An 8,617-nucleotide genomic window follows, 5' to 3' on the forward strand; every position below is an offset into this window, starting at 1 on the left:
CGCTCCCACATTTGCAATGCGGATTTCCTGTGGGAGCGAGCCTGCTCGCGAATTCCGACTTCAGACACATGAGAGGATTCGCTGGCCAGATCTGTTGAATCCTTCGATGCAGAAAGGGATAGTGCGCGCCTGGAAATATCTTCAAGGAGCGGGAATTGACAATGAAGTCCATATGGATCAGCGCTGCGGCGCTCTGCGGGTGGTTGGTGGCTGGGCAGGCGTGGGCCGATTGCACGCCGCCTGCGGTCAGTGGCGAAGCGGACTTTTCTTTGTGCAAGGACTGGCCGGCTTATCCGTCGCTGACGATTACCGCGCTATCGACGTTCGTGCCCGATCCCGTCTATGGTCAGGACGGCAGGGTGGGTTCATACGATCTGGCTCTGGCCGTCACTACCGCTGGCAGCCCCAAGCCGCTGGCGACCTATCATCAGCGGTCGGCGTTTCTCTCCGATGCCATCGCGCTGGAGAGTCTGGAGCTGGATACGGCGCGTTATAAACTCACGTCCGACCTCCGTGCCTTCGGCGTACGCGCCCATTTCAAAGGCTCGTCGCGCGTCAATCCGCTGGATGAAACCCTGCTGTCGCTCTACGTGAAAGAGGGCGACAAACTGCGCCCGGTGCTGGACCGTTTGGTCGTCTACAGCTTCAGTGGCGAATGGGATGGCAATTGTGCCGGAGAGCGCTCGGAGACGGTGCGTACGCTTGAGATGGGCAAAACCAGTTCCCATGGTTACGCCGATATCATTGTCCGCTCGGTCACCACGGGGCTGGTCGGTGAGGGGCCACCCGACACCTGCGAGTCGAAAACTACCCACGAAAAGCCGGTGCTGACCACGTTGCGCTATGACGGACAGCAATATTTCATTCCCGAAAATCTGAGAGGCTATTGAAGGCGCGTCGTTCTACTTCCTCGATCCCGACGGGCACAAGCTGAAGGTCCACGTCGGCGATTTGCAATCGCGGCTGGCTGCGTGTCGGCATAAACCTTACCCCGGCATGCGTTTCTGCGACGAACCCTGATCCGCTTCAATCTTGTTGATATAGACTCTGCGCCACGTGTTCTGGCGCTTGCAGGTTTCTCATGACTCCATCATTGCTGTTGGCCGTTCTGGCTTCGGGTTTCATCTACGGGATCACGCCCGGGCCGGGCGTGCTGGCGGTGTTCGGGATTGGCGCGGCCCATGGGCGGCGCGCCGGGGCGGGGTTTCTGTGTGGGCATCTGCTCGGCGATGTGATCTGGTGCAGCACCGCGCTGGTGGCGATTGTCGGTGCGCGGGAAATCGGCAGCACCGCGTTCGATGTGCTCGGCGTGCTCAGCGCGGTGTACCTGTTCTGGCTCGGCTGGCGTGCGGTGCGTGCCCAACGCCGCAATGGCGACGAGGCGCAAGGGGCGGCGCGGCAGCCGTTCTGGCACGGCATCGTCTTCGGCCTGACCAATCCCAAGGCCTATCCGGTGGCGGTGGCGACCTTTACGGCGCTGCTGTCGAGCCGCGCCGAACTGCTCAACTGGTCGATGCTGCCGGCGCTGATCGCCCTGAGCTTTATCGGCGGTGCGCTGGCTTACGCTATCCTCATCGGCGTGGTCGGCGCGCAGCGGGTGCGCACGGTGTATCAGCGTCATGAGCTGCTCATCACCCGTTTATGTGGCGTGATGTTTATCGGCTTCGCCATCAATGCGTTGATGCACGCGCTGCCGGGGCTGCTGCCGAACAAGACTTGATGAAATGGGCAGGGACTCGCAATCACGATCATGGACGATTGAAATCGCTGCACTGTGCGGACATCCCGTAGAACCATGGAAAGCCCTAACCCTGCGCCGCTGGCGAGCTACATGGACCTGTTGCTGGACGCCGTTTGCGCGGTCGACAAACAGGGCCGTTTCGTTTTTGTCAGCGCTGCCTGCGAGCGGATTTTCGGCTACACGCCTGACGAGCTGATCGGCCGCTCGATGATCGAGCTGGTGCACCCGGCCGATCGCCAGCGCACCCTCGCGGCCGCAGGCGAAATCATGGGCGGCGACCCGAAGCACAATTTCGAGAACCGCTACCTGCGCAAGGACGGCAGCGTCGCGCATATTTCCTGGTCGGCGCGCTGGTCGGAAGTGGATCAACTGCGCATCGCCGTCGCCCGCGATATCACCGAGCGTAAGCAGGCCGAGTCGCGGCAAGCGGCGTTGTACGCGATTTCCGAAGCGGCGCACGCGGCGGAAGATTTGCTGGCGCTGTTCAAACGCATCCATCTGCTGATTGGCGAGTGGCTGCCGGCGCTGAATTTTTCCGTGGCGCTGTACGACGAACACTGCGCGCAGCTGAATTTTCCCTATCACGTCGACGATCACGAATTGCAGCCCGAGCAGCCCGGCACCGTCATCGGACGGCTCTGCGCGCAAGTGATCCGCAGCGGCCAGCCAATGTTGCTGACGCCGGACAGCGCCGATGCCACGCCCGATTTTGCTGAGCTGGTGGCGGAACAAAACGCGCCTTGCTGGCTCGGCGTACCACTGAACTCAAAAAACGGCACCATCGGCGCCTTGATCGTCAAAAGCCTCGCTGGCGGCGAACGTTACACCGAGCAGGACAAGGAACTGCTGCAATATGTCTGTGCACAAGTCGCCACGGCTATCGAGCGCCAGCAACTGCACGCGCGGCTCAAGCGCATGGCGCAATACGATCAACTGACGCAACTGCCCAACCGCGAACTGCTGCGTGATCGGCTCAGGGCTGCGCTGGCCCATGCGCGAACCGTGCACGGACACATGGCGCTGCTGTATGTTGATCTGGATCGCTTCAAACAGGTCAACGACACCCATGGCCATGCCGTCGGTGACATGCTCCTGCAAACCGTGGCCAATCGGCTGAAAGGCTGCGTGCGTGAAACCGACACCGTGGCGCGTATCGGTGGCGATGAATTTGTCGTGCTGTTGCATAGCGTGCATGCCGCCGAAGATGCCGACAGCGTCGCCGGAAAAATCCGTCAGGTGCTGGCGCAGCCCATGCGCCTCGACGGCCATGACCTGCGTATCGAACCGAGCATCGGCGTGGCGCGTTTCCCTGAACACGGTGAAGAAGAACAGCAACTGTTCCGGCATGCCGATCAGGCCATGTATGCGGCCAAACGCCTGAATCATCGAGCGTTGGGCATCTAAAGCGAGCGCACCGTTCGTCGCGGCCTCGGCAGATTTTCTAAACCTTTGAACGCCAAAGCATTCCTAACTGAGGCGGACCATTGTCCGCCGCGACTATTTGAGCAGCGGGCGAATCACGGCCCGCTTGAATTTTCCACGAAGGAGGGCGCGACCATGAGCCGGATGGCCACCCGTTTACGTAATGCCAGTTTTGCGACTTTGCTGGGCCTGTGCGCCAGCACTGCGTTCGCCCAGTCGCCTGCTGAATTCATCAACGATGCCTCTGCCAAAGGCATGGCCGACATCGAAGCCAGCCGTCTGGCCCACGGCAAGACCGAATCCAAAGAGGTCAAGGATTACACCATTGTCGTCATCAACGACCGCACCACGGCCAATCAGCATTTGGCGAAAATCGCCAAGAAGCTCGACCTGCCGGTCGCACCTCGCGAAGAACTCGCCGACAAGGCCAAAGAGTTGATGCCAGAAGTGAAGGACGGCGCGACATTCGATCAGGCCTACGCTGCCAGTCAGGTCAAGGCGACCGAAGAGGCCATCACCCAGATCGAGCAACAGGCACAGACCACCGACGTGCCGGAAATCAAAGCGTTTGCCGATGAGACCTTGCCGAAGCTGCAAAACCATCTGGAGAAAGCCCGAGCGTTGCAGGCCAGTCGCTAACTTCGCCGTATTGTTGCAGCGCGAACGAAATCTTGAGTTGAAAAGCGATGCTTCCCCTGTGGGGGCGAGCCTGCTCGCGAAAGCGGTGTGTCAGTCAATGATGTTTTGACTGACCCTCCTCTTCGCGAGCAGGCTCGCTCCCACAGGGTGTGTTTACTTGCTCAGCACTCATTCAAATCCTGCTTTGGCTTGCTCTTGTCGCCAAGCCCCTCAAGATCGAACACCTGATTCTCACCCAGCGCGCGGTAATGCCGGCGCAGCGCTTCAAGCTGTTTCAGATCCAGCGCCTCCAGCCCGAGCATCGCGTTCTGCGCTTCCTTGTTCACCCGCAGCAGCTCATCGAGTTTCAAGTGCAGAATGTCGGTATCGCGGTTCTGCGTGTTCTGAATCAGGAATACCATCAGGAAGGTGATGATCGTCGTCGAGGTATTGATGATCAGCTGCCAAGTGTCGTTGTAACCAAAAATCGGCCCGCTCAACCCCCACAACCCGATCAGGATCAATGCCCCCATGAACGTCTTCGGGCTACCGGCCCACAGGGCGAGTTTTTGGGCAATCTTTGCGAATTTCATGATGGGAGTCCTTGTTTTGGGAGCTTGAAATTCAGACATCGGCGTTGCGCTGAAAATTCTGTTTACAAGTTTCGGTGCAGGACTTTGGTAGGGAAGGCGTACGGCGCAGATCGCGGTATCGTGTCGACAGTCGACAGAAAACCCCAACAGGAGAACGCAATGAGTTGGTCTGCCCAGCAATACGTCGCTTTCGAAGATGAACGCACCCGCCCGGCCCGTGATCTGTTGGCGGCGATACCCACGGCGCACGCCCGGGCGGTGGTGGATATCGGTTGCGGGCCGGGCAATTCCACCGAGTTGCTGGTGCAGCGTTTTCCCGAGGCCCGGGTCAGTGGCCTGGACAGTTCGGCGGACATGATCGCCGCCGCGCGCAAGCGCTTGCCCGATGTGCAGTTCGAGGTGGCCGAGATCGACAAGTGGACCGATGAAGGCCCGTTCGATGTGATCTTCGCCAATGCGGTGCTGCAATGGGTGCCTGATCACGCTTCGTTGCTGCCAGCCCTGGCGAGCAAGCTTTCAGATGGTGGCAGCCTGGCGATCCAGATGCCGGACAACCTCAACGAACCGTCCCACCGCTTGATGCGCGAAGTCGCCGCCAATGGGCCGTGGGCGAGCAAGCTCGCAGGCGCTGCCGGGCAGCGCACCGACATGGCCAGTGCCAGTGAGTATTTTTCAATGCTGCGGCCGCACTGCGCGCGGGTCGATGTGTGGCGCACTACCTATCATCACCAACTCCGGGACGGGGCGGCGGGGGTGGTGGAGTGGTTCAAGGGTAGCGGGTTGATTCCATTCCTGAGCCCATTGACCGAGGAGGAGCGGGCGCAGTATCTGCAGCGGTATCTGGCGGAGGTTGCCAAGGCTTATCCGGCCTTGGCTGACGGCTCGGTGCTGTTGCCGTTTCCACGTTTGTTCATTGTTGCGACCCGCTGAGTTACGCCTCCGGGTTCCTTGGGTTCGCCACGTTATCTCTGGTCGGCGCATCTCTTGAACGCAACACGGTCGGTCCCCTCTCCCTCGGGAGAGGGTTAGGGTGAGGGGCTTATTGGCGCAGAAACCCGATCACCGCTGCACCGCCAACATCATCGTCCTCTGGCATCCTTTCAACTCGTTCACGCTGAGCTCGTCGGAAATTTCCTTCTGTTTTCCAGGCTTTTACACGTGGAGCGCTATGGCTGTTTAAAGTTGAATCACGTTGCGTCCCGATGCCTACAAATCCTTGCGCCGCTGCCTACCGGTACGCCAGAATCCGCCGGCTTGTGCGCCTGGAGGGCGGTCGGTAACTTGGTTCGCGTCACTGATTTCCAGTGATCGGGTTTAGTAGCCCGGTAATGTCCTCCTCGTAACGGTTGCACGAGTTCCGTTGAATCAGGCGCGTGCCTGTATTTTATGGTGGCTGTGCGCATGGCGCCTTCGGGTGCGCCGGATGGGGGATGGGTCCGGTCTACTAACTTGCGTACAGCCGCCACCCTCCCGTTTAGTAGCGTGGTGGATGCGGCTCAAATGAAAGGTACCGCCCCGTGTTCAAAGTGACGCCAAATCCGCCGGAAACCGATCCGGCCTCTCCTTACGAGTCCCTCGATTCGAAAAAACTCCACGAAGCCGCCGAACGCGCCCTCGACCACTATCTCATCCCACCAAAAACAAGCTCACCGCCGTACCAGGCCAGCAGCATGTTCATGGTTAATCCGGGCACCGATACCGAGTCGCTATTGGTCAACGCCAGCGAGTCCCTCGGCTCGGCCAGCGTCATGCTCGGCGACTTTGCCGCCTTGCTCGACGGCAGCCAGCGCAAAACCCTGCTCGGCATCGCCCAGGTCGTCATGCTGGGCGAGCTGGCGGTGAATCAGGTGCTGGATAATGTGGTGCCGGTGGGTTAGCCGGCGTTGATTTCCGAGTAAAAAGTAACCGGTCGTTGCGACCGGTTTTTCGGCTAGTGCAGCGTCAAAACCGCTGATCAATACCAGGTTTGTCCTCTTGAAAGGGCTCGGAAGGGGGAATCGGGAATTGCTGCTACTCATACTCGCCCACCCGCCGTGCGAGAATTTCCAATTCATCGCCTTCCGGCGAGTTCATCTCAGCGCCCCAAATCTGCTCGATACGCAGCAATGCTGCGGACAAGTCTTCAGTGCTCCGAATGGGTTTAATGTCCATAAATGATGTCCGCTTTGGTAACCACATGAGCGGCGATCTTGAACGGCACAACAAACGCTGTGTTCATCATTACGTTGCCAAATATGACTGCATTGCGGAGAGTAAGATTCGCGGTGACAAAAGCGGCCACGCGTGACCCAACCGCGTAATCCTCAGTGTCAGCTGTGTAGCAATCCGAAGATCTCTATTGCTCCACGAAATTAGTGAAATTTTTCAAAAATGGTCATATCTGATCCTTAAGGGAGGTTAGATGGCTACAATGGCTCTATTAAGATCCTTAAGAATTGGAAGGGTTTGCCATGTCGCTCATGCATTTGCTTCAATCGCCGGCTGAGATCGCTAGAAATGTCGGAGAAAACGCCAAAATCCTGCGGCTCTCCAAAAATCTTTCCCGCAAGACGCTCGCAGAAAAGGCGGGGGTTTCCGAATCCACCATCAAGCGATTCGAAGCGACCGGTCTCGTGACGTTGGAGGCTTTGATCCTGATAGCCACTGCGCTTGATGAACTCAACGCTGTGACCAAGCTGTTCAAACCAGAGCAGCCGAGCTCGCTGGATGAGCTGAAGAATGCCAGGCGCAAGAGAGGGACGCGCTGATGATCAAGCCTTTCAAACACACAGAAGCGCTGAATGTTTTGAAAGAGGGCGCCAAGGTTGGTGAACTGGTCAGAGTCGCGGGCCGGGGGATTTACTTCGCTTACGATCCGGGTTGGCTTGCCACTGGCTACAATCTTTCGCCGCTGACAATGGCTTGGGACGAAAAGCCCCAGTTGGCCAGGAACACCAGCCTCTTCGAAGGGCTACACGGACCGTTCGCCGATTCACTGCCTGACGGCTGGGGCATGCTGCTGATGGATCGATATTTCGACAGCACCTTCGGTGACGGCACCCACCTAACCCTCACAGCGCTTGATCGCCTTGCTTATATGGGCGAGCGCAGTATGGGTGCGTTTGAATATCAGCCGAAGGCGGAAAAAACAGAGCTCACAGGCCCTTTGGATATTTGCCAACTCTACGAAGCTTCAATCGAAGTTCAAGAGGGTGAGACCCCTGCAGTGCTTACCAAATTGCGACTGGCTGGTGGCTCACCGGGGGGCGCACGACCGAAGGCAATCGTGGCGCTGTCTGCCGACAAAAAACACGCAATTTCGGCCTTTGATGCCCTGCCCGAGGGCTATGCACATTGGATCGTGAAGTTCAGGGCATTGTACGAACCGATTGAAACCGGCGGCATTGAATTCGCCTATGCCGAGATGGCTCGTGCCGCCGGAGTGACCATGGCTGAATCGGATCTTCTGAATGTGCAGATGCCTGGCGGCGAGGTTGAGCGTTTCTTCGCAACCAAGCGCTTCGACCGCGACGGCGAGCGCAAGATTCACATGATGACCGTCTCGGCGCTCATATACGCGGACTACCGCGCATTGTCATCCATCGACTACCCGAACCTGCTCAAGCTCACTCAGGTGTTGACCAGAAGCTCCGTCGAAGTGGAAAAGATGGCCAGGTTAATGATCTTCAATGCGCTGTCTCACAACCATGACGACCATGCGAAGAACTTTGCCTTTCTCTGCCACAATCCTGAAAAAAAAGGCGAGAGAGAAACCTGGACGCTGTCCCCGGCATACGACCTGACCTTCGCAAACGCCATGGGCGAGCACACCACTGACTTCGGTGGCCGCACTCCCGGCACGCCTACGCGCAAGCGAATCATGGAGATCTGCAAGGATTATAAATACCTCAAGGCCGAGGAATATATCGAGCAGACTCTCGCTGCGCTCGCCAACTGGAGGAAAGTATTCACTCGATTGAACGTCCCGCACAAAGCCGGGGAGCCGATCTTCAATGTACTGGCGAGGCTGCATCTGGATTTCGAGAAGTAATCCGGGGAGGAAGGGCTCAGCGATCCTCTGGAAGTCTTCACCGCCAGCACGATTCAACTTCCAGACACAAAAAAACCGGCCATCAACAGACTGTGTGAAAACCTAGCAATCTGCGCAGCGCTCAAAGAAAATGCTCCGTATCGAAAGATACGGAGCATTTTTCGTTATGGCCTACATCCAGGGACAGTCCCGCAGCCAGACCAGCCTGTTTCC

Annotated in this window: 10 protein-coding genes and 1 pseudogene; 9 read left to right on the top strand and 2 right to left on the bottom strand. The window is 58.2% G+C overall.

What is annotated here, in order from left to right:
* Nucleotides 1-155 precede the first annotated feature (155 nt).
* From F8N49_RS21735 to F8N49_RS21755, 5 genes and pseudogenes are all read left to right on the top strand, one after another.
* The gene (locus tag F8N49_RS21735; RefSeq protein ID WP_151552500.1) at nucleotides 156-890 is read left to right on the top strand and encodes a hypothetical protein; all 735 of its coding nucleotides are present in this window, start codon (nucleotides 156-158) and stop codon (nucleotides 888-890) included.
* Nucleotides 889-1,020, top strand: a pseudogene (locus F8N49_RS21740) (glutathione transferase); the annotation flags it as partial. The gene F8N49_RS21735 and the pseudogene F8N49_RS21740, both read left to right, overlap by 2 nt.
* A 61-nt stretch (nucleotides 1,021-1,081) precedes the next feature.
* The gene (locus tag F8N49_RS21745) at nucleotides 1,082-1,720 is read left to right on the top strand and encodes a LysE family translocator (protein WP_130900077.1); all 639 of its coding nucleotides are present in this window, start codon (nucleotides 1,082-1,084) and stop codon (nucleotides 1,718-1,720) included.
* Between the two features lie 75 nt (nucleotides 1,721-1,795).
* A complete protein-coding gene (locus tag F8N49_RS21750; RefSeq protein ID WP_151552502.1) occupies nucleotides 1,796-3,145 on the top strand; it encodes a sensor domain-containing diguanylate cyclase in 1,350 nt (449 codons plus the stop codon).
* A gap of 153 nt (nucleotides 3,146-3,298) precedes the next feature.
* On the top strand, nucleotides 3,299-3,802 hold the full coding sequence (locus F8N49_RS21755) for a DUF4142 domain-containing protein (protein WP_016771302.1): 504 nt from the start codon (nucleotides 3,299-3,301) through the stop codon (nucleotides 3,800-3,802).
* A 161-nt stretch (nucleotides 3,803-3,963) separates the two neighbouring features.
* Here the strand turns inward: F8N49_RS21755 and F8N49_RS21760 are convergent, their stop codons facing one another.
* Nucleotides 3,964-4,374 (bottom strand): low affinity iron permease family protein, encoded by a 411-nt coding sequence (locus tag F8N49_RS21760; protein WP_016771301.1) that lies wholly within the window; start codon nucleotides 4,372-4,374, stop codon nucleotides 3,964-3,966.
* Between the two features lie 159 nt (nucleotides 4,375-4,533).
* Here F8N49_RS21760 and tam point away from each other — a divergent pair, with 159 nt between their 5' ends.
* Nucleotides 4,534-5,304, top strand: coding sequence for a trans-aconitate 2-methyltransferase (gene tam / locus F8N49_RS21765; RefSeq protein ID WP_151552504.1), 771 nt, complete (start codon nucleotides 4,534-4,536; stop codon nucleotides 5,302-5,304).
* A gap of 587 nt (nucleotides 5,305-5,891) precedes the next feature.
* Nucleotides 5,892-6,251: a DUF6124 family protein gene (locus F8N49_RS21770; protein ID WP_071174652.1), complete on the top strand. Its 360-nt coding sequence runs from the start codon at nucleotides 5,892-5,894 to the stop codon at nucleotides 6,249-6,251.
* 133 nt (nucleotides 6,252-6,384) lie between these two features.
* Here F8N49_RS21770 and F8N49_RS21775 read toward each other — a convergent pair whose 3' ends face one another.
* On the bottom strand, nucleotides 6,385-6,525 hold the full coding sequence (locus F8N49_RS21775) for a hypothetical protein (protein ID WP_372241043.1): 141 nt from the start codon (nucleotides 6,523-6,525) through the stop codon (nucleotides 6,385-6,387).
* 299 nt (nucleotides 6,526-6,824) lie between these two features.
* Between F8N49_RS21775 and F8N49_RS21780 the strand changes: the two genes are divergently transcribed.
* Together F8N49_RS21780 and F8N49_RS21785 are read left to right on the top strand one after the other, a co-directional pair.
* The gene (locus F8N49_RS21780; RefSeq protein WP_151552506.1) at nucleotides 6,825-7,121 is read left to right on the top strand and encodes a helix-turn-helix domain-containing protein; all 297 of its coding nucleotides are present in this window, start codon (nucleotides 6,825-6,827) and stop codon (nucleotides 7,119-7,121) included.
* Nucleotides 7,121-8,404 carry a type II toxin-antitoxin system HipA family toxin gene (locus F8N49_RS21785; protein WP_151552507.1) on the top strand — a complete coding sequence of 428 codons (1,284 nt, stop codon included), beginning with the start codon at nucleotides 7,121-7,123 and terminating at the stop codon, nucleotides 8,402-8,404. The genes F8N49_RS21780 and F8N49_RS21785 overlap by 1 nt, the downstream gene beginning before the upstream one ends.
* The last annotated feature ends 213 nt before the right edge of the window (nucleotides 8,405-8,617 follow it).

The organism is Pseudomonas sp. GXM4 (assembly GCF_008923895.1).
Taxonomy (GTDB): Bacteria; Pseudomonadota; Gammaproteobacteria; order Pseudomonadales; family Pseudomonadaceae; genus Aquipseudomonas; species Aquipseudomonas atacamensis.

Excerpts from the sequence above, each read along its gene's own strand:
- F8N49_RS21745 (WP_130900077.1), top strand. The coding sequence starts at position 1,082 with ATGACTCCATCATTGCTGTTGGCCGTTCTGGCTTCGGGTTTCATCTAC.
- F8N49_RS21750 (WP_151552502.1), top strand. The coding sequence starts at position 1,796 with ATGGAAAGCCCTAACCCTGCGCCGCTGGCGAGCTACATGGACCTGTTG.
- F8N49_RS21755 (WP_016771302.1), top strand. The coding sequence starts at position 3,299 with ATGAGCCGGATGGCCACCCGTTTACGTAATGCCAGTTTTGCGACTTTG.
- F8N49_RS21760 (WP_016771301.1), bottom strand. The coding sequence starts at position 4,374 with ATGAAATTCGCAAAGATTGCCCAAAAACTCGCCCTGTGGGCCGGTAGC.
- tam (WP_151552504.1), top strand. The coding sequence starts at position 4,534 with ATGAGTTGGTCTGCCCAGCAATACGTCGCTTTCGAAGATGAACGCACC.
- F8N49_RS21775 (WP_372241043.1), bottom strand. The coding sequence starts at position 6,525 with ATGGACATTAAACCCATTCGGAGCACTGAAGACTTGTCCGCAGCATTG.
- F8N49_RS21780 (WP_151552506.1), top strand. The coding sequence starts at position 6,825 with ATGTCGCTCATGCATTTGCTTCAATCGCCGGCTGAGATCGCTAGAAAT.
- F8N49_RS21785 (WP_151552507.1), top strand. The coding sequence starts at position 7,121 with ATGATCAAGCCTTTCAAACACACAGAAGCGCTGAATGTTTTGAAAGAG.